We start from the raw sequence: 24,219 nt of genomic DNA, 5'->3' as shown, positions 1-24,219 counted from the left end.
GTGATGTAAGATATAAGCGCACATTAGCAATCACAAATCTCTCCCTGGCGGAAGGCTTGCTCCACCAGCCTCCGGGCGGTAGGGCAGGCAGCTACCCCGCCGGTACCGGTTTCCCGTAATGATGCCGGCAGGGCGCGGCCCACCTGGACCATGGCGGCTATTATCTCGTCAAAGGGTAGATAGCACTGAACGCCAGCCAGGGCAATGTCGGCTGCCGCCAGGGCATGGGCCGCCCCGATGGCGTTGCGCATGACACAGGGGATCTCCACTAGGCCACCCACCGGGTCACAGACCAGGCCCATCAGGCCCTGGAGGGCCACGCCGGCGGCGGCAGCAGCCTGTTCCGGTTCCCCACCGGCCATTTCTACGGCTGCAGCCGCCGCCATGGCCGTAGCTACCCCGCATTCCGCCTGGCAGCCCAGGGCCGCCCCGGAAAGGGAGGCCTGCCGGGACGCTACCATACCGATGCCGGCGGCTGTAAATAAACCGTCCACCAGCTGGTCTTCTGTCAGGCCTTTTTCGGCTTCCAGGGCTAGGAGCACCCCCGGTAGTATCCCGCAGGAGCCGGCCGTAGGCGCCGCCACCACCCGGCCCATGGCGGCATTGACTTCGGCTATGGCCATAGCTATGGCTACAGCCCGGGCGGTGGTGGTACCGGAAAGACTCTTACCATTATGGCGCCACTCCTCCAGAAGTTTTCCGCCCCCGCCTACCAGGCCGCTGGGGGAGCGGTTATCCTCCGTCAATCCCTTCCGGGCCGCAGCCCGCATGACCTGGAGCCGATCGGCCATCATGCTGCGGACCTCTTCCCGGGGTTTGCCTTCCAGCTCCTCCTGATAACGGATAACAACCCCGGCCAGGGTTAATTTTTCAGTCCTGGCCAGTTCCAGGAGTTCGGCCATGTTGCGAAAGCTATACCGGGTCAATGCATATCACCCGCTCAATAATTGGTAAAGACCGCATAGCCGCTACCAGTCCCGGCGGAACCGGCTGATCCGTTTCCACGACCATCAACGCCTCTTGGCCGGCAGCCTGGCGGGAAACCCGCATGCCGGCGATATTCACCCCGGCCCCGGCCAGCAGGGCCGTAACGGTGGCTATCACCCCCGGACGGTCCGGGTAGGCCGCCACCAGGGTCGGCAACTCGCAGTTCATCTCTACGGTAAAAGCATCGATTTTTTTTATTACGACCTGGCCGCCACCCAGGGAAGAGGCTAACACCTGGACGGCCCGTTCTTTTCCTTTTAAGTTTAGCTGCACGGAATTGGGGTGAACATCCCCCAGGTCCTTTTCGCTAAAGCTTACTTCCAGCCCTTGACGGGGCGCCAGTTCCAAGGCCTCCCGCACCCGTTCATCAGCGACATTAAATCCCAGAAGGCCGGCCACCAGGGCGCGGTCGGTGCCGTGGCCGCGGTAAGTACGGGCAAAGGAACCATGGAGCAAAATTTCCGCCCGGCAGGGCACTTCACCCAGGATGGCCCGGGCCAGGCGACCTATACGGACAGCCCCGGCCGTATGGGAACTGGAAGGACCGATCATTACCGGGCCGATAATTTGAAAGGCATCCATCGACCGCCACTCCTTAGTATTATAACCTGCTCCTACCTTGGCTACCCTGCGATAATCCTGGTCCCCGAACGGCCGGCTACAGCCTCGGCGGCCCTGGCCAGGGAACCAATTATAGCCTTCTCACCACCCGCCTCAACGAAGGCTATAGCAGCTTCAATTTTTGGCCCCATACTACCCGGTGGGAACTGGCCTTCGGCAAGATAACGGCGGGCTTCGCTGACGGTCATTTCCTCGACCTCTCGCTGGGTTGCCTTGCCGTAATCCAGACAAACCCGCTCGACATCCGTCAGCAAGAAAAGGACATTAGCCCCCACCTGGCTGGCCAGAATTGTGGCCGCCCGGTCCTTATCAATGACAGCCTCTACCCCTTGCAGGCTGCCGTCGGGACGGCGCACCACCGGAATGCCTCCACCGCCCGCGGCGACAACAATAACTCCAGCCATAGTTAATGCCTTGATGGCATCTTTCTCGATAATCTCCAGGGGGATTGGTGATGGTACCACCCGGCGCCAGCCCCGGTTACTGTCTTCCACCATCTGGTAACCTCGTTCCTGCATCAATTTTTTGGCTTCTTCCAGGGAGTAAAAGGGGCCTATGGGCTTGGTGGGATTTTGAAAGGCCGGGTCATCTTCGGCAACTACTACCTGGGTAATGACCGCAGCCACCGGCACATGGAGGCCCTGCCGGGCAAGTTCATAGCCCAGGACCTGCTGGATGGCATACCCTATGGAACCCTGGGTGTTGGATACCAGCACATCCAGGGGCATTGCCGGAACGATGTCCTTGGCCAGTTCATTTTTAATTAACAAATTCCCTACCTGGGGCCCGTTGCCATGGGTTAAGACCAGGCGGTAACCGTTACGGACAAGGTCAACCAGTTGCCGGCAGGTGACAGTAACATTGGCCTTTTGCTCAGCAAAGGTCCCCTTTTCCCCCGGGCGGGTAATGGCATTGCCACCAAAGGCCATGACTACGGTCTGGGGCATCATACTCCCTCCTGTTTTATCACTCTTTATTTATTCAATATAGATTTATTTATTCCTGCCGGTTTTAATAGATTTTAAGTAAAATTAAAACGGGGTGGTTTTACCACCCCTGCTAAACTCCACCGTCCCAGGCGTCGTTCTCTTTAGCTTTTAAAACAAATACTTATAACCCTTATAGGCAGCCCATATAATGTCTAAAATGCTCTTTTCTAAATCAACATCAGCTTTTCCAGAAGTATCAAAAGTTACCTCCCGTACCCTGCCGCCAACTCGGACCCTGAAAACAGGTTTCTCCCCGCCTGCCAGCAGGAGAAAACCGCTGTTCCGGCTACTGGTAAAATCATCCTCCCTCCAGAATAGGGTTAACTTTTCCTTATAAGGAGCGCCGTCATAGGGACAAAATGTCGCGCAGTTGCCGCATTCATTGCACATGCCGTCTACATGGATAACCTGATTTATCTGCTGCAAACTGCTGCTGGCTACCTCAACAGCAATGTTGGCCCTGTTAGGGCATACTTCCGTACAAATATTGCAGGCAAAGCCGCACTCCAGGCATCTCTCATGTTCTTTTTCCAGATCGGGGGCAGCAGCCTGGAGTGTACCTTTTTTCAGGTTAATTTGCTGCAGCCTCTTTGCCTTTTCAAAGGAAACATCTGTGCAGTTTGGGAAATCAATACCTTCCCGCGCCAGAATGGCCCTGGCAACCTTACTGCCATCGGCAATGGCCTCCACTATTGTCGCCGGGCCGTGCAGGGCATCGCCGCCGAGAAATACATTTTCCACATTTGTTTCATTGGTAGCGGGATTAATAGCAATGTCCCCTTGCGCGTTAACTTCTATACCGTTCTTCTGCAGAATACTATAGTCCACACCCTGGCCGGTGGCTGAGATAACGGCATCAACTGCGATATTTTCAAACTCACCCTCTAGCGGAACTACACTACGCCTTCCGGAGGCATCCGGTTCACCAAGTTTAATCTTTTGACACTGCAATACACCACCGGACCAGGAATGGGGAGACAAAAGCTCTTTCAAGACTATGCCCTCCGCCAGGGCAGCTTTTAGCTCTTCCCTCCTCGCCGGCATATACTCTTTGGTTCTCCTGTAGATTATATAAACTTTTTCAACCCCTTCCACCCTCAGGGCCGCCCTGGCGGCATCCATAGCCACGTCCCCGCCGCCGATGACGGCCACTTTTTTGCCGAGTTGCACAGTATTCCTGTCCGCTTTAAACCTCTCCAGGAATTCAATAGCGCTCAATACTTTTTCTGCGCCGCTCTTTAGATCCAGGGCTTTAGATTTTCCTGCCCCTATGGCCAGGTAGATGTATTTATAGCCGTCCCTTTTCAGCTCCTCGACGGAAAAGTCCGGATTGGCACCCAGCTTAAATTCGACGCCCGCCCCCTTAATCAGCTCCAGATCCCTGGCAATTGCTTCCCCGGCAATGCGGAATGGGGGAATAATATATTGAACGGTACCGCCGGGTTTTTCCCTTTTGTCAAAGATAGTGACACCCAGACCGGCCCTGGCAAGAAAATAACCCGCAGCCAGGCCCGCGGGCCCCGCGCCGATAACTGCCACCCTGACAGGACTTTTTCCCTCTGTTTTTCCCCTCTTTTGCAGGTAAGCCCGGTAGCCATTTTCGGCAGCCATCCTCTTGATTTCGCGAATGCATACCGGCTCATCATAGTCTAAACGAGTACATTTGGCGGTACAATACCGGGGGCAAATAGACCCCGTGATAAAGGGCAGCGGGTTTTTAGCAACTATAAGTTCATACGCTTCGCGATACCTCTTCTCTCCCACCAGCCTGATGTACTCCGGGATATCCTGGCCGATGGGGCAGCCAGCGGTACAGGGCGCTATAAAGCAATCCGTTAAGGGTAATTTCTTGCCCAGCTTCCGGCTCTTGAGCCCCCTTTTTTCCTTCAGGTAAGCGGAATCTTTAAAGGCACCGGCCGCAAGGGCGGTGAGCTTTTCCACATCTACAGTATCTGTGGTCATGTCCTGCAGGTGCGGCTCCAGTTCCTCGGCTATTTGCTTTAACCGCAAGTAGCCGCCGGGTTTTAAGAGCGTCGTAGCCATGGTAATAGGCCATATTCCCGTCGCAAAAATGTGCGGAACGTTAAAAGCATCCCCGCCGCCGGCATAGGAAATTTGCAGCCGGCCGGCGAATTCGGCCGCCAGCCTGGCGGCAAGATTGATGGTCAGCGGGTACAGAGCCCTGCCTGAGAGATACATTTCTTCGCCAGGCAATTCGCCTTTTGTGTTTTTCACCGGCAGGGTATTGGAAAGCTTGACGCCGAAACCCCTTCCGTGTTCCCGGGCAAACCCTTGTAGCCTCTTTAACAAGGCGAGGCCGTCGTCATATTGCAGGTCGTGGCTGAAAGACTCCTCTTGCAGGCAGATGTAATTGTATCCCATCCCGGCCAGGGCATCTTTTACAAATGCATAGCCCAGCAGGGTCGGATTCAGCTTGACAAAGGTATGCAGTTTTTTCTCCGCCAGGAGATACCGGCAAATTGTTTCTATTTCCGCCGGAGGGCAACCGTGCATAGTCGAAAGGGTGACGGAGTTGCATATATTTGGCGAAATACTGTCAATAAATCTTTCATCCACCCGGGTAAACCTTTTAATTTCTTCTTTTACAACTGTTTTGCATTCCTGGAATATACTGGTCTGTGAGGCGTCTTTAAGCCCCTCGATGAATTTATCAACCTTGGGGGATTTTATTCCTTTTAGGTCATAGCCAACGCTCATATTGAATATGAAGCCCCGCTGCTCCAAATCCCACAGTTCCTTTTGTAAAATGTGTAATAAAAACCATGCCTTGACATACTCGGCAAAGGCTTCCTCAACGGTTAGTTCGGTTGACCATTCCACATTATAGCATTCATCCCCGGCGTCAATACAGGGCTTGGGTATCTCTAACTGGTCCAGAACTTGAACCGTTTTCAGCTCAAAAAACCTGCCCCCGCAGAGGTAGGAAGCGACTATATTCTGGGCCAGCTGCGTATGGGGACCGGCAGCCGGCCCGATAGGAGTATCGAGATATTCGCCGAATAACTGCAGGGAGGCATCAGTTTTCTTCTTAAAAAATTTTACTTGCGATATGCCAAAAACGCTACTGTATTTTTCCCTCTCCTCAAGTATCCAGGATAAAAGTTTCCTGAACGGTATTGGACGCATTACGCTACCCATTGGCTATCCCCCCATGTGAAAATGCAATCCAGGTCCTCATGAAAAAACTGCTCACCGGATCACGACCCTACCTTTCCTCTCGGTCATAGGGAATGGCCAGGGCTCCGGGGGCCCCGATGTGCTTGACCAGGGTCTGGCGGGTGGCAATGATCAGGACCACCAGGGTCAGAATGTAGGGCAACATTTTTAAGAAAAAGGAGGGAATGGCGATTTTGGTGGCTGCCTGGAGAGTATAAGTCAGGGCATCCACGCCGCCAAAGAGATAGGAACCGAGGAGCGCTTTAACGGGGTCCCAAACGGCAAAGATCACCAGGGCAACGGCAATCCAGCCCCGTCCGGCCGTCATATTCTCCAGCCAGCTGGGGGCATAGGCCAGGGAAAGGAAGGCGCCGCCGGCACCGGCCAGCATGCCGCCAATGATGACATAAATATAGCGCAGGGCAAAGACATTGACCCCCAGGGCATCGGCCGCCGCCGGGTTTTCTCCTATGGCCCGTAAGTTCAGGCCAGGCCGGGTACGGTAAAAATAGTACCAGAGTAAAGGCACCAGGATATAGGTCAGGTAAACCAGGGGGTCATGGTTGAAAAAAACCGGACCAATAATGGGAATATCCGCCAGGATGGGTACGGCTGCCGGTTTAAAGCTCAAGGGCAGGGGAACACCAACATAGGGTTTGCCCAGAAAGCCGCTTAAACCGGTGCCAAATATGGTCAGGGCCAGGCCGGTCACCACCTGGTTGGCGCGCAAAGTGATAGTTAAAAAAGCAAAGACGGCTGCCATCAACCCTGCCGCCAGCAGGGCCACAAAAAAGCCCAGCCAGGGGTTACCCGTGCGTACCGCTACCATGAAACCGGTCACGGCACCCACCAGCATCATGCCTTCCACCCCCAGGTTTAAAACCCCGGCCCGCTCGGCCAGGATTTCTCCCAGGGCGGCATAAAGGATGGGCGTACCGGCAGTTATGGCTGCCGCCAGGGTGGCAATCCAGACAGAGTTTTCCATACTATTTCACCTCCCTGCGGCCAATGTGCAGGCGGTAACGGGTTAAAATCTCGCCACCGAGGACAAAGAAAAGGATGGCACCCTGGAGCATGGATACCGTCGCCGCTGGCACGCCGGACGTCTGAACGCTGTATCCACCAACAATGAGGCCGCTAAAAAGAAATGATACCAGGATGATGGTCGCAGGGTGAAGTTTGGCCAGCCAGGCAATTATAATTGCCGTATAACCATATCCCGGGGAAATACCATGTTGCAGGCGGTGGGTAATGCCCGCCACTTCGCTCATGCCCGCCAATCCGGCCAGGGCGCCGCTCAACAGCATCACCAGGATAATATTCCTTTCAATTTTAATCCCGGCGTAGCGGGCGGCCCGGGGACTTTCACCAATAACCCGGATTTCATATCCCCAGCGAGTACGCCAGAGAATAATTGTCAGCATAACAGCGGCCAGCAAGGCGAAAATAAGGCCCAAGTGGACGCGGGTGCCGGCAATGGTCGGCAGGGTTGCCGCCTCGCTAAAGGGTGCGGTCAGGGGAAAATTAAATCCTTTGGGGTCCTTCCAGGGGCCGTAAACCAGGTAATCTACCCAGAGGATGGCTACATAGTTTAACATCAGGGTAGTAATAACTTCATTAACACCCCACTTGGCTTTGGGCAATGCCGGCAACACGGCCCAGAGGCCGCCCATAGCGATACCGGCTACAAACATGGCCGGCAGCATGATATAGGCAGGTAAATGGGGAAAGGTCAGGGCTACCCAACTCGCCCCAAAAGCCCCCATGTAGAATTGCCCCTCCGCCCCGATATTCCAGAGGAGCATGCGGAAGGCTACGGAAACGCCCAGGCCCGCCAGCATCAGAGGAATGGCCTTAACGACGGTTTCCGAAAGGCCGTATTTGGAACCGATCACGCCTTCCAGCATATTTTGATAAACTTTTAAAGGATTATAACCGGTTGCGGCTAAAAAAATGGCACCTACGCCCAGGGCCAGGATGACAGCAGCAACAGGAACTATAATAGCCATCACCCGCGAAGGTTCCAGCCGCTTTTCCCAGGTAATAAAGGGTACCTGGCCCGATAAGGATGATCCAAACATCAGGCACTAACCTCCATTCTTTTCGCCCCGGCCATCATCAGGCCTAACTCCTCAATCCTGGCCTCTCCGGCGGCCATCAGGCCCGTAATTTCTCCTTCATACATGACAGCAATACGGTCGGCCAGGCGGAAAAGCTCTTCCAGGTCTTCGGAGATTAAGAGGATAGCCGTCCCGGCTGCCCTTTGCTCCAGGAGCAACCGGTGTACGGTTTCAGTAGCGCCGACATCCAGGCCCCGGGCCGGGTAAACGGCTACCAGAAGGCGGGGCCGATTGGAAATTTCCCGGGCCAGGAGCAACCGTTGCAGGTTACCGCCGGACATCATCTTCACCGGGGCATTCAGACCCGCCGTCTTAACCTGAAAACGTTCTACCAGCTCTCTGGCCCACTCGCGCGCCGCCTGCCTGTTGAGAAAGGCCCGCCCCCAGCGAGGGTGGCGGTATTCTTTCAGGAGCAGGTTATCGACAGCGCCCAGGTTGGGTACCAGACCCATACCCAGGCGATCTTCGGGTATATAACCCACCCCGGCGTTAATTACCCGGCAGGGGTCGCACTGGCCCAGCTCCTGTCCGGCGACGGTGATAGTCCCCTCCTGACAGGGTCTTAAGCCGGCAATAACCTCCGCCAGTTCCCGCTGGCCATTACCGGCCACCCCGGCTATGCCAAGGATCTCCCCGGCATAAACCGCCAGGTTTATGCCCTTTAAGGCCGGCAGTCCCTTATCGTTTAAAGCCTTTAAATTCTTTATCTCCAGGACTTTATCGCCTTTCCGGCCCGCAGGTTTACTAACCTGCCACAGGATTTCCCGGCCCACCATCATCCGGGCCAGTTCCTTCTCGTTTGTTTCGCTTTTTTTGACAGTAGCCACGGTTTTCCCGCCCCGTAAAATGGTAATGGTGTCGGCGGCATCCATCACCTCCTGCAGTTTATGGGTAATAAAGATTACGGCGCAACCCCGGGCGGCCATCTTTTTCAACGTCTGGTACAGGTCCCGTGCTTCCTGGGGAGTCAAAACCGCCGTCGGCTCATCCAGAATCAACACCCGGGCGTGGCGGTATAAGAGTTTGATAATCTCCACCCGCTGCTGTTCGCCTACCGACAGCTGCCAGATACGCGCCTGGGGATCTACCTGGAGACCGTATTCTTTAGAAAGGGCGGCTATCTCCCCGGCCAGCTTGTTCAGGTTGAGTCTGAGGCCCCCCTTAAGACCTAAGGCCACGTTTTCCGTCACCGTAAAGGGCGCCACCAGGCGGAAATGCTGGTGGACCATACCGATTCCCGCCGCAATGGCATCCCGGGGTGAACGGAAATTCACCCTTTGCCCATCAATATAGATTTCCCCGCCATCGGGCCGGTACAGCCCGGTAAGGATACTCATGAGGGTACTCTTACCGGCACCGTTTTCCCCGAGCAGGGCATGAATTTCCCCCGCTTGGATGGATAAATTAACCCCGTCGTTGGCCACCACGCCGGGGAAAACCTTCGTTATTCCCCGCATCTCTACCAGGGGTACTGCCATAAAAAATGCCCCCCTTCGTTTGGCTATAAATTTATCGTTAAATGATTCGCTACCCCGAGATAAAATTCCTTCCCCATAATATAATTTTAATTAAATTTTGACCTTCTAAATACTATACTATTTAACTTCCAACTTATAGTTAAGGCCGTGGAAATAAATCCCACGGCCTCCTGTCAACTCGTTTTATTTTATTTGGGGATCTCGCCTTCTACCCCTTCTACAAACCAGTTAAAACCAAGAACTTCTTCGTGGCTCATCTTTTGTCCTTCCTGTACCCGCACTTTACCGCTCTGGTCCTTGATGGGTCCCTGGAAGACGTAGAACTTGCCGTCAATAATTTCCTGCTTCTTCTCGTTTACCAGGTCGCGGACCTCCTGGGGTACCTTGTCGCTGAAGGGCCCGAGGTCAACAACACCATCCTTCATGGTTCCGTAGTAGTCTTCTGATTTCCATGTCCCGTTCTTGACGGCTTCTACTGTTTTAACATAGTACGGCCCCCAGTTCCAGACTGGCGAGGTCAGGTTGGCATCGGGAGCGAACTGACGCATATCGCTGTTATATCCGATACCATACTTGCCCCGCTCCTGGGCGGCCTGCTGGGGCCCCGGCGTATCCTGGTGCTGGGCAATGACGTCGGCCCCGGCATCTAAGAGGCTCAAAGCTGCCTGCTTTTCGGCCGCCGGGTCGTACCAGGTATTGGTCCAGACCACCTTAACCTTGACATCGGGGTTAACTGAACGCGCCCCCAAGGTAAAGGCGTTGATGCCGCGGATTACTTCCGGAATGGGATGGGCGGCGACATAACCCAGAATATTGGATTTGGTCATTTTGCCGGCTACCATACCTGAAAGGTAACGAGGTTCTTCCATGGCCCCAAAGTAGGTCCCGACGTTTTTGGCCGTCTTATAGCCGGAGCAGTGCATAAAGACAACGTCGGGATATTTTTCGGCCACTTTAATTACATAATCCATATAACCGAAGCTGGTAGCAAATATGACCTTATTACCCTTTTCTGCCAGTTCCGTTAATACCCGTTCCACATCGGCCCCTTCGGGGACGTTTTCTACATAAGAGGCTTCTACCCAGGGCAATTTTTCTGCCAGGTACTGGCGTCCCTGCTCATGGGCCCAGGTCCAGCCGGCATCACCAATCGGTCCCACATAAATAAAGGCGACCTTCATTTTCTCGTCTGCAGCCTGTTCGCCGGCCGCCGACTTCTCCCCGCTCTGGCTGTTCCCGGCCTCTTTCTGGCCGCCGCAGCCGGCGGCAAATACAGCTACCGCCAGGACCAGGAGCAGCACTGGTATGAAACGCCATCCTTTACGCATCATGTGTCCATAGCTTGTCCAGCAAACTATGGACGTCACCTCCTTTTTGATGTTTTTTCATTGAGGCCGTTGCTGCTTTACTTTTTCCTGCTATAACTCCCACCCCCTTGTACTGTAACTCCCGGGACGGCTAATCCCCCGGGAACTCTCTCGGACCGGGCTACCTCCAGGTTTTGGGGCAAATTAAAAACCAGGCTCCCGCAGCGCGACAATTGGTAATCACCTTTGTAGCCAAGAAATTCCGGTCACCTGGTATATACTCCCGGTCCCACTACCGCAACTATGCAAAGACTATAGGAGAAGGCTCCAACTTATATAATTAAGCTTATATAATTAAGTTCGCCGCAATTTTTTAAAATCCTGCTGGGATTAAATGACCGGGTTAAACAAGGTGGAGAACATCGAAAAGGCCCTGGATAAATTGCCGCTGTTGTCAAAGAGCTATAGATAAAGGCCGGGGTTTTTGAGGCCTTAAAAAAACGTCTACCTGAGGGTTTGTTAACCCCCCTGTAGACGTCTTCGCCTCTGGGAATTTTACTATTCGACGTCAATCTCTATTTTCCTGCCGGTGGCCCGGAAAAAAGCTGCGGTCAAAGCCCGGGTAACCAGGACGGCCGTCATATCTTTGCGATAGGCGCCGGAACCCCGGAGAAGGCTGTCCCGGGGCCGGGCTGCTTCTCTGGCCGCCGCCGCGGCCCTGGCGATCACGCCCGCGCCAGGCTCCTGGTCAATAAGGACCCTGGCCGCTTCCTCACACAGGAAAGGCCGGGGTGCCACCGGGGCGATACAGATACGCGCCCTGGTGCACTTTCCCTCTACCACCTGGACCCGGACGGCAACATTGAGCATGGGCAGGGAAAGGGCCCGCCGTGGTGAAAGGCGGGCAAAGGCCGACCCTTCGCCTTCTCCCCACAGGTCAACGGTAAAGCGAGTTAAGATCTCACGGCCGGCGTTTACCCTGGAACGGCCGACGCCTTCGTAAAGGTCTGCGACCGGTGCCTGGCGTTCACCTTCCGGCCCCAGGATGGTGGCTACGGCTCCCAGGGCCACCAGGGCCACAGCCGTGTCGGCCGCCGGCTGGGCGTTTACTACGTTGCCGCCCAGGGTGCCGACATTGCGTATCTGGGGCGAGCCGACGGCTGCAGCGGCTGCCGCCAGGGCCGGCAGCTTCTCCCGGATAAGTTCTGACGTTGCCACCCGGCTGTGGGTGACGGCCCCGCCTAGTATTATCTTGCCGTTTTCTTCCGCAATTATCTTTAGTTCTGGAATACGGGTAATATCGATCAGGGTATTGACCTGGAGTTTTTCTTCTTTAAGGTCGATTACCAGGTCGGTGCCCCCGGCAATGAGGCGCGCCCCCGGGTGGGTGGCCAGCATGGTAAGGCACTCGGCCGCCGAGGTGGCAAAAAGGTACTGCTGGGGCATGTTATCTCTCCTTAACCCTAAAACCTCTCCCACACTTTAACCGCCAGTTCCCTTGCTCTGGCGGCAATGGCCGCCTCATCCAGGTGCAGGAGCCGCCGTTCCCGCATGAGGACTTTGCCGCCAATAATGGTCGTGTCCACCAGCCCGGCGTTAAAGCCGAAGAGGAGGTGGCCAAACCAGTTGGCCGTCGTTATAGGGGTCGGCGCATGATAATTCACCAGTATAATGTCGGCATAGGCCCCTTCCTGCAAACGCCCCACGGGATGGGCGAAGAACTGCCCTGCTATGCGAGAGTTATTGGCAAAAACCATGGCCGGGACTTCCGCCCAGCCAGCGTTGGGGTCGCCGGAGACAAACTTGCGCAAAACATTGGCCACCTTGAGGGATTCAAACATATCACCGGTATAGCCGTCCGTCCCCAGGCCGACCACCACTCCCGCCGCCAGCATATCCCCTACCGGTGCGCAGCCGACGGCATTGCCCATGTTGGATTCCGGGTTATGGACCACCAGGGTGCCGGTTTCCTTGAGGATGGCTATTTCCCTTTCGGTCACATGGACACAGTGGGCGGCGATAGTTCTGGGGCCCAGGATACCGTGGTCAGCCAAACGTTCCACCACCCGCTTACCCTCGCGTTCCAGGGCATCTTCTACGTCCTGGATGCCTTCCGCCACGTGGATGTGGAAGCCGCTGCCAACCTCGGCCGCTGCCTCCCGGCAGGCGGCCAAAGTGGCATCGGAAAGGGTAAAGGAGGCATGGAGGCCGAAGGTAGCGCTAACCAAACCTTCCTGGCCGCGGTATTTTTTGATGGTGGCAATGTTCTCTTCAATACCTTCCCGCATAATGGTCTCCCCGTCACGATCGGAAACCTCATAGGCCAGGCAGGTACGGACACCGGTTTCGACAGCCGCCCGGGCGATCATCTCCAGGCTGCCGCGAACGGCGCGGGGGCTGGCGTGGTGGTCCAGGATGGTGGTGGTACCGCTCTTGATGCAGTCAATGAGGGGAATCAAGGCGCTGTAATAGACGTCCTCCAGGGTAAGGGCCTTGTCCAGGCGCCACCAGAGGCGCTGCAATATTTCCAGAAAGTTGCCCGGCGGCGCGTCTTTCAGGGCCATGCCCCGGGCGAAGGTGCTGTAAAGGTGCATGTGGGTGTTAATCATCCCGGGCATAATCACCATGCCCCGGGCGTCAAGCCATTCAGCTTCCGGGTAGCGCCGCTTTAATTCAGCTGTAGGTCCGACGGCGACAATCCGGTCGCCGTCAATAGCCACCGCTCCATTTTCCTGGTAGGGATTTTCCGGCACCAGGGACAACAGGCGGCCGTTACCAATAAGGAGCATAATTATACCTCCAAAATGTTTCTTTACAGGATTTAACTAATCTGCCAGGGCTTTTTCCACCGCTTTAATGATGTTCTGGTAACCGGTGCAGCGGCAGAGATGACCGGACAATTCTCTTTTAATCTCCTCCCGCGTATATTTTTTGCCGCTTTCTACCATAGCCGTTGCCGTGAGAACATAACCCGGTGTACAGAAACCGCACTGGATGGCTCCCTCTTCAATAAAGGCTTTTTGCACCTTGGAAAGCTCCCCGTTTTTAGCTATACCTTCTATCGTGACTATATCTTTGCCGTCGGCCCAGACAGCCAGGTAAATGCACGAGTCAATGGGAGTTCCATCGATGAGAACAGTGCAGGCGCCGCATTCACCGACGCCACACCCTTTTTTAACACCCGTATATCCCAGGCGGTCGCGCAAAACGTCAAGCAACGATTCGCGAATGTCTACTTCCATACTTACCTGGATCCCGTTTACGGTAAAGGATATTTTTTTAAGCAATTGCCTCACCCCCAGCCTTGACAATGGCCGCTTTCAGGGCCCTCTGGGTAAGTTCCTCCACCAGGTGCTCCCTGTATTCTTTGGAAGCGCGCCAGGAAGTTCTCGCCTGCGTCGCTTTAACCGCTAATTTCCCAATTTCCGCAATGGTTTCAGGAGAAATGGTTTTGCCTCTCGCAAAGGCTTCTGCTTCGGGACATCTTAGAGGCGTTGGCCCGGCAACTCCAAGTCCAATCCTGACGTCTTCCAAAATGTTGCCTTGTTTTACTTTACAAATCACCGCCACACCTAAAGTAGCAATATCCATGGCCTTGCGCATGGAAAATTTTATATAGTGCCCACCATAGCCCCGGTAATTCTCCGGAGAAATGATAATCTGAGTAAGGAGTTCACCAGGTTTTAAATCAACCTTTCCGGGTCCAAGGTAAAACTCCTGGATGGGAACAACCCGCTCACCTTGATTGCTCTGTAATTTTAATCTGGCATCAAGGGCAAACAAGGTGGAAGCGCTGTCGGCCGAGGTGGCGCCGTTGCAAATGTTGCCGCCGATAGTGGCAACGTTGCGGATCTGCGGTCCCCCCATGGTGAGGGCCGCTTCCGCTAAGACGGGGATATTTTCTTTGATTACAGGATCGTTAGCAATCTGCGTGAAAGTTGTCAACGACCCGATTAGAATAGTACCATCCTCAAGTTTAACAACACCTTGGAGGGATTTTATTTTGCGAATGCTCAGCAACTCTGCTTTCTCTATTTGGCCATGATGCATTTTAATCAAAACATCAGTCCCGCCGGCAATGACGAGCAGGTGAGGGGCAGCCGCCAGCAGCGCAGTAGCTTCATTTACGGACTCCACCTCAAAATAACCCTGGATGTTGTACACCATACTTCACCACCTTCCTATATTAAGCCGGTTTTCTTGAACTTTTCAAAGACCCGCTGGGGGTTCATGGGTAGCCTGTTAAAGGCCACGCCGGTCGCGTCGAAAACGGCATTGCGAATGGCCGGTGCCACGGGAATAGTCGGCGGCTCTCCTAAAGCCTTGCAACCAAAGGGGCTGGTGGGCTCAAAGGTTTCGACAAAAGCCACACCAATATCCGGGATATCCATTATCGTTGGCATTTTATAGTCCAGCAAATTATTATTCAGGGGTTTGCCGGTTTTTTCGTCAAACAGCATCTGTTCTGTAAGCGCATAGCCAATTCCCATGCCTACGCCGCCATGCACCTGTCCTTCTGCTAATTGGGGGTTGATAATTTTACCTGAATCATGCACATTATATATTTCCAGGACCTCTATTTTTCCGGTTTTAAGGTCTACTTCAACTTCTGCAAAAGTAACACCAAAAACAAAGGCATTGATCCTGGCATTGTTGGACGTATCGCTTGTTATCGGTCTGGCAAAAACGGTATCATAATAAGTGTGCAATGCCACTTCGGCTAAGGGCATGACCACCTCTCCCGAGTGTTTGTAGACAATATTTTGATCCTTAATATCTAAGGCGTGGGAGGGTATGTCGGTCATACCCCAGACAAAATCCAGGATTTTTTCTTTTACTTCTAATGCCGCTTTGGCCACCGCCATGCCGGTAATATAAGTCTGCCTGGAAGCATAGGCACCAGTGTCAAAAGGTGTAATATCGGTATCCTGGGTGGAAATGACATGCACCATGTCTACAGGAATACCCAGCACTTCGGCTACCATCTGGGCAAAAACTGTATCGCTTCCCTGCCCTATTTCGGTAGCGCCGATTTGCAGCTGGACGGAGCCGTCCTGATTTAAAACAATTCTCGCTCCCGCCATTTCCAGCCCTACCGGATGGGTGCCGGAGGCGTAGCTAAAGCACGCCATTCCTAACCCTCTGCGTTTTGTGCCTGTTTGATTCTTATACCGCGCTTTTTTCTCATCCCATTTGATTAATTCTTTACCTTTGGCAATGCACTCGCGAATGCCGCAGCTCCTCACCGTATTGCCGTTCAAGGGATCGACATAGCCTGCTTTAACCAGGTTTTTCAGGCGGAATTCAATAGGGTCGATATTTAATTTTTTTGCAATATTTTCCAGATGGCTTTCCACGGCAAAGGTTAACTGGGGCGAACCATAACCCCTCATGGCACCGGCGACAGGCAGGTTGGTATACACAGTTAAGGGTTCGTATTTTAAGGCCTTCATGGGGTACAGGGCCCTGAACTTCGAGCCCGCAGCCATAGCGATGGAATGACCGTGGGAAGCATAGGCCCCGGTGTTGGAGATGGCCGTTATATGCATGCCAATTAATTTTCCGTCTTTAGAAACACCCGTTTTAATTTTGTATTTGATAGCATGACGGGTCCGCGTATCGATCATGCATTCTTCCCTGGATAATTCTAACTTTACCGGCCTGCCGCCTACGGCCAGGGTCATTGCGGCATTTAGAGGTTCCAGGCAAGCATCCTGTTTGCTGCCAAAGCCGCCGCCGACGTAAGGCTTGATTACCCGTACCCTTCCCCAGGGGATACCCAGCGCTTGTCCGACGATTCTCCTTATAATGTGCGGGATCTGCGTGGAGGTTACAATCACAATGCGGCCGTCACTGTCAACATAGGCGTAGGATACATGGTTTTCAAGCTGGCAGTGCTGGACAATACTTGTTTCCAACTCGTCCTCAAATATATAGTCAGCTTCTTGAAAAGCCTCTTCAACATCGCCAATTTCATAACCCTGAGAACTAAGGATGTTTCTTTCACAGTCGTCGTGGATTAAAGGCGCCCCTTCCCTCATTGCCGCCTCCGGGGTGAGCAGGGGTTCTAATACTTCATAATCTACCTCAATTAATTTCAGGGCTTCTGCGGCGGTCAACTCGTCTGTGGCCACTACTGCCGCAACAGCATCCCCCACAAAGCGTGCTTTGTCGGTTAAAATAGTCCGGTCTTCTCTATCCCTGTGCTTCGGGTCAAGGGCATAGGGATGCCCTGCAGTGGCAAATTTAATTTGCGGGACGTCTTTATAAGTCAGAACCGCTTCAACACCAGGTAAAGCTTTAGCCCTGCTGGCATCAATGTTTTTAACCAGGGCGTGAGCATAAGGGCTTCTTAATATTTTTCCTACCAGCATATCTCTTGTAAAAAAGTCTGCGGTATACTTTGCTTTCCCGGTAACTTTGGCAACAGCATCAACACGGCTTATGCTTTTTCCCACTACTGTAGAAGCCATTTTACCCCCTCCGTTTCTAGTGGAGATACCCGCTCCGCAAGACCCGGCCCTAAGAATATCGCCACAGCCTTCTTCCCTGGACAGGGACGGCGGCTACCCTTCTTCCTTTCCACCCCCCGTCTTCATGACAGCGGCCGCCTTTTCTACGGCGGTGATAATTTTGGCATAACCGGTGCAGCGGCATAAATTGCCCGACAGGGCGATCTTAATTTCCTCCCGTGTTGGGTGGGGGTTCTGGTCCAGCAGGGCTTTAGCGCTCATGATCATCCCGGGGGTACAGAAACCGCACTGGACAGCCCCCTCGCTGATAAAGGCTTCCTGTAAAGGATGGAGCCTGCCTTCAGGTGAGGCCAGGCCTTCAATAGTGAGAATCTCGGCCCCATCGGCCTTAGCGGCGGGAATCAGGCAGGAGTTGACCGCCCGGCCATCCATGAGTACCGTACAGGCGCCGCATTCCCCCTTGCCGCACCCCTCCTTGGTACCGGTGAGGCCTAAATTTTCCCGTAAGAGTTCCAGCAAGGTAATATCTGCCGGGGCCTCAACCTGGTACTCCTGGCCGTTGACTTTAAGTTTCAAACCGGGCATCTTGCCTACCCCCTGGTAGTTTCATCGCAGTAATATATAAAAGAAACCAGCTGACGGCCCTCCTCGTAGTCGGGTGATTCCGGTCACCTGGTAGAAACCCCCGGCCCCATCGCCGGGGCTATACGAGTTCATTAAATTTATATTCGGCAAAGGCAACTTAAATCCTGCTAAAAAATTTTATCTTTGCGCGAATAGCAGGTTCTGCTTTAATCCGGGTTTCCTTTCGCCAGGGGGACATTTTATCCTAATCTACCTCTGTTCCGGTTGTCTGGTTTTAGGCTGGTACCGTACCGGTGTTTTTAGAAAGGCACGTTTTCCGCCAACCCCTGCTAATCTGGGTTTAGGGGACGCCAGGCCCCGGAGCGGTTCTGCCCGCTAAATACTTTTTGCACGACTTCCGGGGTTGACACTCTCAGGAAGTTGGCATAAACTTATAGTCAAAAGTATTTTTGATTATTTGAATGAGGAGCCGGCCGAAAGTGAAGTTACAGCCCATGGCAAGCCAACTGGAACGAGATCCCCCCGTTTGTCAGGTCAATTGCGTCAACGAGGAGAAGGTGAAGCGGCTCAAGCCCCAGGTGGATCGTACAGAGGGCGTCGCTACTATCTTCAAGGCCCTGGCCGATGATACCCGGGTGAAGATAATCTACGCCCTCAGCGAGGCCGAGCTTTGCGTCTGTGATGTAGCGGCACTAATCGGCAGCAGCAAGGCGACTGCTTCCTATCACTTGCGCTTGCTGTACCATATAGGGCTGACCAGGTATCGCAAAGCCGGCAAGCTAGTATACTACCGCCTGGCTGACCCGCATATCGGCAACCTGGTGCGGGAGGTCCTGCAGCACCTGGCCAGGACATCGGGACGATAACCAGATTGTCATATGACCCCCCATCGCATAAGACCGTACACATGAAGGGTGATAGCAAATGGCACAGGCTGAAAGCCCGGGTAGGCCCGGCAAGACTGCAGACTTCCGAGTTGAAGGGATTACTTGACTGGATTGCGCCGCCAAGTTTGAAAAAAATGTCGCGGCGCTCCCTGGTGTAACCAGGGCCAGTTTAAACGCTACCACCGGTAAGCTAGTTGTTGAAGGCGCAGCCGATTTGGAAGCCATCCGGCGGGAAGGCAGGAAGGAAAACTATGCTATCTTCCCCGCCAGGCAAGACGAGGTAAAACCGGCCAGGCCCATGGTTAATTGGGAATTGTTGCGCACGGTGATCGCTGCCGGCGCCTTGCTGGCTGCCTATATCGTAGAACGGGCTGGTGGAGCAGCTACCTTATTCATCTCGCTATACTTAATAGCTATAATAGCCGGCGGATGGGGTAACGCCCGCAAGGCCTGGTACTCCCTGCCGCGCCTGGACTTTAATATGAGCGTGCTGATGACCATAGCCGTTATCGGGGCCGTGGCCATTGGTGAATGGGAGGAAGGAGCCGTTGTGGCCTTCCTGTATTCCGTGTCCGAGATGCTAGAGTCCTGGACTATGGAACGGGTGCGCCGGTCTATCCGCGCGCTCATGGATATCGCCCCCAGGGTGGCCAGAATCCGCCGCCAGGCGGGGGAAGAAATAGAAGTCCCGGTCGAAGAGATCCAGGTGGGTGACGTGATGATCGTCCACCCTGGCGAGAAGATCGCCATGGACGGGCGTATCATCAAAGGCGAGTCGGCCGTCAACGAAGCCGCCATCACGGGTGAAGCCGTACCCGTGGAAAAAGGCCCCGGGGCCGAAGTTTATGCCGGTACCCTCAACACCCATGGTTCCCTGGAGGTCGAGGTCACCAAGCTGGTCCGGGATACCACCATCGCCAGGATCATTCACCTGGTGGAAGAGGCGCAGGCCCGGCGGGCGCCATCCCAGGCCTTTGTAGAACGCTTCGCTGCCATTTATACCCCCATTGTTCTGGCCCTGGCCGCCGGCATTGTCCTGGTACCGCCCCTGCTCCTGGGCTACCCGTGGAGTCCATGGATCTACCGGGGGCTGGCTCTGCTGGTAGTTGCTTGTCCCTGCGCCCTGGTGGTATCGACTCCGGTAGCCATTGTCAGTGCCATTGGTAACGCCGCCCGCAACGGGGTCCTGATCAAGGGCGGGGTCTACCTGGAACAGGCCGGTGCCCTCACTGCTGTCGCTTTTGACAAGACCGGAACCCTGACAAAAGGCGAATCCACCATTACCGACATTATTCCCCTGGGACGTCTGACCGAGGAGGAACTGCTCCAAATTGCCGCCAGCCTCGAGACACGTTCCGAGCACCCCCTGGCGCAAGCTGTTGTTAAGGCGGCGGAAGCCCGCGGGCTAGCAATAAAACCTGCGGAGGATTTCAGTGCCCTTACCGGCCGCGGGGCGCGAGGGGTCGTGAGCGGCCGGACCGTCTATATAGGTAACCTTCGCCTTTTTACTGAGCTGGGTATGGAGACCAAGGCGGTGGCCGGCCGGATCCGCCTGCTGCAAGAGGAAGGCAAGACAGCCATAGTCGTGGCCACGGCTGAAGATTTTCTGGGAATCATCGCCGTGGCCGATGAGGTCCGGGAAACAAGTGCAACGGCAATTGCCGCCTTGAAGCGAACCGGCATCCGCCGCACAGTCATGCTGACGGGGGATAACGAGGCGACAGCCCGCACCATTGCGAGCCGGGTCGGGGTGGATGAATTTCGCGCTGAACTGCTGCCCCAGGACAAGGTTAAAGCCGTTCAGGAACTGCTGCAGCAATACGGCAAGGTGGCCATGGTAGGTGATGGTATTAATGATGCCCCGGCCCTGGCTACGGCTACGGTTGGGATCGCCATGGGCGGGGCAGGGACGGATACAGCGTTGGAAACAGCGGACATTGCCCTCATGGCCGATGACCTGACCAGGTTACCCTTCACCATCCGCCTCAGCCGGGCGGCCCTCGGGGTGATCCGGCAGAACATCGGCTTTTCCCTGGCCATTAAGGCCATGGCTGTGGCCGCCGTGTTCCCCGGGTGGCTCACCCTCTGGCTCGCCATTCTGGCCGATATGGGAGCCTCATTGCTGGTAACCCTGAACGGCATGCGGCTCCTGCGGCTGCATCCGGAAAAATAGTTGCCAGAAACGGGGAAGGGAAGGCCGGGCGCCTTCCCTTCCCCGTTCTAAAAAGGTACTCTGCCCCTCCCGGAAGGCAGGAGCGTTTTCAACCAGGATTTCCGTAACATATTAAACCACCTTTAAGAGGCAACCATCTCCAAAAAAGCCTCAATCCGGGTCTGCAGCTGGGCTGCGTCTTTTTCACTAAAATCACTTTCCAGGCATAAAACCGGTAGCCCCGCTTCCCGGAGGGCTTTTTCTACCTGCCGGGCTTCGAGGGCATAAGTCTGGCAGAACTGGAGGGAATAATAAATCACCCCGTCGGCCTTTCCTTCCCTGGCCAGGCGCAGGATGTCCTCCACCCGGGACGTATTGGGAGTAAAGCAGGCACAGTTGATGCCCAGCAATCGCCGGGCCAAATTTTTTACCTGCTGGGATAAGGTTTCACCGTCTTCAGGCACTATCCCGGCGAAATAACGGCTGCCGGTACATGTTTCTTCACCGATAATCACCGCCCCTGACTTCTCTACCAGGTGGTGTAACTTCCAGTAAGGTAAAGGCATAGGTGTCCCGGTTACCAGGAGGCGCGGTGCTCCTTTACTGGTAACACCTTCACCCCGGGCAATCCTTTCCTCAAGTTCTTCGCAAAGGGCATTAACTTGAGCAGTAAAACGTTCCGGGTCATCAAAGAAAGCCAGTTGCGAAATCAGCAGGGCGTCTTTTCCGCTGATAGGAGCCGGGTCGGCCTGGCGGGCTTGATACAGGCGCTGCAGGGCCGCACGGCGGGCATTGGCCTTCTTGATAGCGACATTTAATTTCTCGCTATCGATTTTTTGTCCCGACCGTCGTTCAATTTCTTCTTTAAATCGGTAAATTTCCCCTTCCCAGAGGGCCAGGTCGGCCGCTTCCTTACGCTGGGGCAATTCCATTACGTAAGTAGGAACATAATCATTCAGAATTTCCCAGGTCTTCTTTTTCCCATCACAGGTAGTTTCGCCAACAAGAAAATCGACGACCTGAAAGTAAGGGCAAATCCGCTCCAGTTTAAAGCCAACCAGAGACTTAATCAAGGGGCACAGGTTACGCGGTAAAATTTGTTCCCCGGCAGGAACGGTAAAGTGGGTTCCCGCACAGAGCCCCACACTAACACCATCGACGGCAAAGATAAGTTCTTCCGGCACAAAAACACAAAAGGTACCGGCCACCAGCCGCCCGGCTCTTTTATGGGCCAAAATTTCTTCGACCCTCCTGCCATGGGCCTCGCCTAAAAGGTTATCAAAATAGGCCATACCCGCCGGCCGGTTATCTTGTTGTAAAAAAACCTCGCTAAAGGCTTCGGGCAATGCCGCTAAAAAAGCATCATGCCTTTCCAGGTCCAGCCCTAAATCCCGCCACATTTCCCGGCAAGCATCGCTCAAAGGGATCAGCTCCTCCAAGTAATTTTTGCCTGGTATATTTTCGCTTTTTATCTTGAATATCCTTTATAATATATATTCCATTTTGTTATGATTTGGGGCCGGTTGTAAAGTAATATCCGTCTCTAGAAAGCAGCTCTGCAGCCTTAGATAAAGCTTCCTACCATTTGTCATGGTGCAAGCGCGGTTATTTTTCGGCTTTTTCCGATTGCCCGTCGACCTTCTCAATATATATGCTCCGGCTGGGGAAGGCCACGGAAACTCCTTCCTGTTCCAAAATCTGCATGATTTTAAAGTTTACATCTTCCCGTATGCTTAGATATTCCTTCCAGTCGGTCGTATTGGTAAAAAAGTAGAGAAAGATGTCCAGGCTGCTCTCATTAAACCTCTCGAAATAGACAAATATCGTTTCTTTATGAATTCCTGGGTGCTCTTCCAACATGGCCCTTATAGCTTGAACGCACTTCTCCAGTTTAGACCGGCTGGTAGTGTAAGTAACCCCCAGGTGAAATGTTATACGGCGTTTTCCCATCCGCGACCAGTTGGTGATGGGCTCGTTGGCCAGGGTCGCGTTGGGGACCGTGACCAGAGCATGCGCAAAGGTGCGTATTTTCGTACTGCGAAAAGTTATATCTTCCACCGTTCCCTCCACGCTGGGAGTACTTATCCAATCTCCTATGGTAAAGGGTTTGTCGAGAAAAATAACCATACCTCCAAACATGTTAGCCAACGTATCCTTGGCCGCCAGAGAAAAGGCCAGTCCGCCCAGGCCCAGGCCTGTTATAAGGCCATTGATGTTATAATTCCATTCGACAGCGACGACCATAAGGGCCAAGGCGCACACAATAAACCTTATGGCTTTGGACAAGAAGGGCACTAAAATATTATTGATATCAAACTTCTTCCTGACCTCCCGGGAGACGACCGAATCCGGGCCAGACAGAATATAGAGCACCCAAGCGATGAGGATAATAAGGTAAGAGCGGAACACTTTGAGGACCCAGAGGTGCTGAGCCTGGCTTAAGGGTAGTATGGTCAAGGCCAGGTAGATCCCGAGGGCCGCAACGAAGTTCTGCAACGGCCTTTCCAGGGACTTCACCATTTGATCATCCAGGTCAGTAGCCGTCCGCTGGGTTATTCTAAGGATCGTACTATACAGATGTCTTGCAAAGACATTTCTTAAGCCAAGAAACAGCAGAAAGACGATGATCGCTGCTGCAGTGTTCCAGAAGAAGCCCTGGGGCCTAAAATATATTTGGTTTAAAAAATCGGGAATCCGCACCTTGCTCCATAACGACAGGATTTTTTCCACCGCTGAAGTTTACCCCCCCCTGCTCTGAACGCGCAAGCTATTAACATAATGGTATTCGAATAGCATACGCCTTTCAAGTACTTTCCTTTCACGTACCGAGACGTGTCTACCCGCTAAATACTCTTCTGTCGATCGCTTTAGCTGTCGTTTATACTCCCATTCTTCTGGCTCTGGCCGCCAACACCGGCTGTGAAGACATTATGAAGAAAATATGAAGAAAATCTGAAAGATCGCATACCCGCCTTGACACATACCCGCATAGGGTAATATGCTGGGACTAGACTTATGTCTTATTCACTTCCAAGAGGAGAGATGGGAATGAATCACAGAAGGCACGGCTTGCTAATGCTTCTTGGTTGTGGCCTGATGATAGTCGCTGTATTTTTCTTACTGACCCGCGGTGCAACTGCAAGCGATGGCACTGCAGGTGGGGGTTGGTTGTGGTTGTTATTCTTACTTTGTCCCCTGATGCACCTTTTCATGATGCGCGGTCATAATCATGGTGAATGTCAGCATGGGGAGCAAAAGGCTACCAGCAAAGACGATCAGTCCCAAGCAGGAAAAACCCAGATAGAATAAGCTAGAATAAAAATAAGGAGAAGAGCGGCCATGTTAAAAGCCGCTCCTGTCAATATTAAGAGACAATTTGGTTGGCATGGATGTGGTATTGTGCGTTATAGAGCTAAGTTGCTTCTATTTATGTTAATATTAGC

The 24,219-nt window shown here is 53.8% G+C and carries 19 protein-coding genes and 1 riboswitch; of the genes, 3 read left to right on the top strand and 16 right to left on the bottom strand.

Translation table 11 applies throughout. From position 1 onward, the window contains the following. Positions 1 to 23: 23 nt before the first annotated feature. From sdaAA to FLZ89_RS09360, 14 genes are all read right to left on the bottom strand, one after another. Positions 24 to 926 carry an L-serine ammonia-lyase, iron-sulfur-dependent, subunit alpha gene (gene sdaAA / locus FLZ89_RS09425; protein ID WP_141304863.1) on the bottom strand — a complete coding sequence of 301 codons (903 nt, stop codon included), beginning with the start codon at positions 924 to 926 and terminating at the stop codon, positions 24 to 26. Beyond that, complete coding sequence (gene sdaAB, locus FLZ89_RS09420) at positions 913 to 1,569, bottom strand: L-serine ammonia-lyase, iron-sulfur-dependent subunit beta (protein ID WP_141304862.1); 657 nt, start codon at positions 1,567 to 1,569, stop codon at positions 913 to 915. Before sdaAB ends, sdaAA begins: the two co-directional genes overlap by 14 nt. A 41-nt stretch (positions 1,570 to 1,610) precedes the next feature. Beyond that, complete coding sequence (gene arcC / locus FLZ89_RS09415) at positions 1,611 to 2,555, bottom strand: carbamate kinase (RefSeq protein ID WP_141264049.1); 945 nt, start codon at positions 2,553 to 2,555, stop codon at positions 1,611 to 1,613. Positions 2,556 to 2,705: 150 nt separating this feature from the next. Beyond that, positions 2,706 to 5,756: a putative selenate reductase subunit YgfK gene (ygfK, locus tag FLZ89_RS09410; RefSeq protein ID WP_141304861.1), complete on the bottom strand. Its 3,051-nt coding sequence runs from the start codon at positions 5,754 to 5,756 to the stop codon at positions 2,706 to 2,708. Between the two features lie 67 nt (positions 5,757 to 5,823). Further along, entirely contained in the window at positions 5,824 to 6,759 is a 936-nt protein-coding gene (locus tag FLZ89_RS09405; protein WP_141262775.1) for an ABC transporter permease, read from the bottom strand. A gap of 1 nt (position 6,760) precedes the next feature. After that, positions 6,761 to 7,855 carry an ABC transporter permease gene (locus tag FLZ89_RS09400; RefSeq protein ID WP_141304860.1) on the bottom strand — a complete coding sequence of 365 codons (1,095 nt, stop codon included), beginning with the start codon at positions 7,853 to 7,855 and terminating at the stop codon, positions 6,761 to 6,763. Further along, entirely contained in the window at positions 7,855 to 9,372 is a 1,518-nt protein-coding gene (locus FLZ89_RS09395) for an ABC transporter ATP-binding protein (RefSeq protein ID WP_141304859.1), read from the bottom strand. The genes FLZ89_RS09400 and FLZ89_RS09395 overlap by 1 nt, the downstream gene beginning before the upstream one ends. A 188-nt stretch (positions 9,373 to 9,560) precedes the next feature. Continuing rightward, the gene (locus FLZ89_RS09390; protein WP_253256448.1) at positions 9,561 to 10,703 is read right to left on the bottom strand and encodes a BMP family ABC transporter substrate-binding protein; all 1,143 of its coding nucleotides are present in this window, start codon (positions 10,701 to 10,703) and stop codon (positions 9,561 to 9,563) included. 534 nt (positions 10,704 to 11,237) lie between these two features. Beyond that, positions 11,238 to 12,125, bottom strand: coding sequence for an FAD binding domain-containing protein (locus tag FLZ89_RS09385; protein WP_141262778.1), 888 nt, complete (start codon positions 12,123 to 12,125; stop codon positions 11,238 to 11,240). 17 nt (positions 12,126 to 12,142) lie between these two features. Further along, positions 12,143 to 13,468 (bottom strand): putative aminohydrolase SsnA, encoded by a 1,326-nt coding sequence (gene ssnA, locus FLZ89_RS09380; protein WP_141304858.1) that lies wholly within the window; start codon positions 13,466 to 13,468, stop codon positions 12,143 to 12,145. A gap of 36 nt (positions 13,469 to 13,504) precedes the next feature. After that, on the bottom strand, positions 13,505 to 13,966 hold the full coding sequence (gene xdhC, locus FLZ89_RS09375; protein ID WP_141262780.1) for a xanthine dehydrogenase subunit XdhC: 462 nt from the start codon (positions 13,964 to 13,966) through the stop codon (positions 13,505 to 13,507). Further along, on the bottom strand, positions 13,959 to 14,843 hold the full coding sequence (xdhB, locus tag FLZ89_RS09370) for a xanthine dehydrogenase FAD-binding subunit XdhB (RefSeq protein WP_141305314.1): 885 nt from the start codon (positions 14,841 to 14,843) through the stop codon (positions 13,959 to 13,961). The genes xdhC and xdhB overlap by 8 nt, the downstream gene beginning before the upstream one ends. 17 nt (positions 14,844 to 14,860) lie before the next feature. Beyond that, a complete protein-coding gene (gene xdhA, locus FLZ89_RS09365; protein WP_141304857.1) occupies positions 14,861 to 17,152 on the bottom strand; it encodes a xanthine dehydrogenase molybdenum-binding subunit XdhA in 2,292 nt (763 codons plus the stop codon). A gap of 93 nt (positions 17,153 to 17,245) precedes the next feature. Next, on the bottom strand, positions 17,246 to 17,737 hold the full coding sequence (locus FLZ89_RS09360) for a (2Fe-2S)-binding protein (protein ID WP_141262782.1): 492 nt from the start codon (positions 17,735 to 17,737) through the stop codon (positions 17,246 to 17,248). Positions 17,738 to 17,783: 46 nt separating this feature from the next. Further along, positions 17,784 to 17,883, bottom strand: a riboswitch (purine riboswitch). A gap of 348 nt (positions 17,884 to 18,231) precedes the next feature. Between FLZ89_RS09360 and FLZ89_RS09355 the strand changes: the two genes are divergently transcribed. Further along, complete coding sequence (locus FLZ89_RS09355; protein ID WP_141304856.1) at positions 18,232 to 18,603, top strand: ArsR/SmtB family transcription factor; 372 nt, start codon at positions 18,232 to 18,234, stop codon at positions 18,601 to 18,603. Positions 18,604 to 18,661: 58 nt separating this feature from the next. Beyond that, positions 18,662 to 20,797 (top strand): heavy metal translocating P-type ATPase, encoded by a 2,136-nt coding sequence (locus tag FLZ89_RS09350; RefSeq protein ID WP_141304855.1) that lies wholly within the window; start codon positions 18,662 to 18,664, stop codon positions 20,795 to 20,797. Positions 20,798 to 20,919: 122 nt separating this feature from the next. On the opposite strand, the gene FLZ89_RS09345 is transcribed toward FLZ89_RS09350, so the two are convergent. Continuing rightward, positions 20,920 to 22,176, bottom strand: coding sequence for a double-cubane-cluster-containing anaerobic reductase (locus FLZ89_RS09345; RefSeq protein WP_141305313.1), 1,257 nt, complete (start codon positions 22,174 to 22,176; stop codon positions 20,920 to 20,922). A 205-nt stretch (positions 22,177 to 22,381) separates the two neighbouring features. Further along, positions 22,382 to 23,506 carry a mechanosensitive ion channel family protein gene (locus tag FLZ89_RS09340; protein ID WP_216363870.1) on the bottom strand — a complete coding sequence of 375 codons (1,125 nt, stop codon included), beginning with the start codon at positions 23,504 to 23,506 and terminating at the stop codon, positions 22,382 to 22,384. A gap of 318 nt (positions 23,507 to 23,824) precedes the next feature. Here FLZ89_RS09340 and FLZ89_RS09335 point away from each other — a divergent pair, with 318 nt between their 5' ends. Continuing rightward, the gene (locus FLZ89_RS09335; protein WP_172613535.1) at positions 23,825 to 24,085 is read left to right on the top strand and encodes a DUF2933 domain-containing protein; all 261 of its coding nucleotides are present in this window, start codon (positions 23,825 to 23,827) and stop codon (positions 24,083 to 24,085) included. The last annotated feature ends 134 nt before the right edge of the window (positions 24,086 to 24,219 follow it).

The sequence above is a fragment of the Moorella sp. E306M genome, assembly GCF_006538385.1.
In the GTDB taxonomy this organism is placed as follows: Bacteria; Bacillota; DSM-521; order Neomoorellales; family Neomoorellaceae; genus Neomoorella.
The sequence above is the reverse complement of the archived record's forward strand: the minus strand, read 5'-3'. Positions and strand labels throughout refer to the sequence as shown.

What these genes read in the sequence shown, in the direction of transcription:
- FLZ89_RS09390 (WP_253256448.1), bottom strand. Translation starts at nt 10,703, where the DNA reads ATGATGCGTAAAGGATGGCGTTTCATACCAGTGCTGCTCCTGGTCCTG.
- FLZ89_RS09360 (WP_141262782.1), bottom strand. Translation starts at nt 17,737, where the DNA reads ATGCCCGGTTTGAAACTTAAAGTCAACGGCCAGGAGTACCAGGTTGAG.
- FLZ89_RS09405 (WP_141262775.1), bottom strand. Translation starts at nt 6,759, where the DNA reads ATGGAAAACTCTGTCTGGATTGCCACCCTGGCGGCAGCCATAACTGCC.
- FLZ89_RS09395 (WP_141304859.1), bottom strand. Translation starts at nt 9,372, where the DNA reads ATGGCAGTACCCCTGGTAGAGATGCGGGGAATAACGAAGGTTTTCCCC.
- FLZ89_RS09355 (WP_141304856.1), top strand. Translation starts at nt 18,232, where the DNA reads ATGGCAAGCCAACTGGAACGAGATCCCCCCGTTTGTCAGGTCAATTGC.
- FLZ89_RS09400 (WP_141304860.1), bottom strand. Translation starts at nt 7,855, where the DNA reads ATGTTTGGATCATCCTTATCGGGCCAGGTACCCTTTATTACCTGGGAA.
- arcC (WP_141264049.1), bottom strand. Translation starts at nt 2,555, where the DNA reads ATGCCCCAGACCGTAGTCATGGCCTTTGGTGGCAATGCCATTACCCGC.
- ygfK (WP_141304861.1), bottom strand. Translation starts at nt 5,756, where the DNA reads ATGGGTAGCGTAATGCGTCCAATACCGTTCAGGAAACTTTTATCCTGG.
- ssnA (WP_141304858.1), bottom strand. Translation starts at nt 13,468, where the DNA reads ATGCTCCTTATTGGTAACGGCCGCCTGTTGTCCCTGGTGCCGGAAAAT.
- xdhA (WP_141304857.1), bottom strand. Translation starts at nt 17,152, where the DNA reads ATGGCTTCTACAGTAGTGGGAAAAAGCATAAGCCGTGTTGATGCTGTT.
- FLZ89_RS09385 (WP_141262778.1), bottom strand. Translation starts at nt 12,125, where the DNA reads ATGCCCCAGCAGTACCTTTTTGCCACCTCGGCGGCCGAGTGCCTTACC.
- FLZ89_RS09335 (WP_172613535.1), top strand. Translation starts at nt 23,825, where the DNA reads ATGAATCACAGAAGGCACGGCTTGCTAATGCTTCTTGGTTGTGGCCTG.
- FLZ89_RS09345 (WP_141305313.1), bottom strand. Translation starts at nt 22,176, where the DNA reads ATGTGGCGGGATTTAGGGCTGGACCTGGAAAGGCATGATGCTTTTTTA.
- sdaAB (WP_141304862.1), bottom strand. Translation starts at nt 1,569, where the DNA reads ATGGATGCCTTTCAAATTATCGGCCCGGTAATGATCGGTCCTTCCAGT.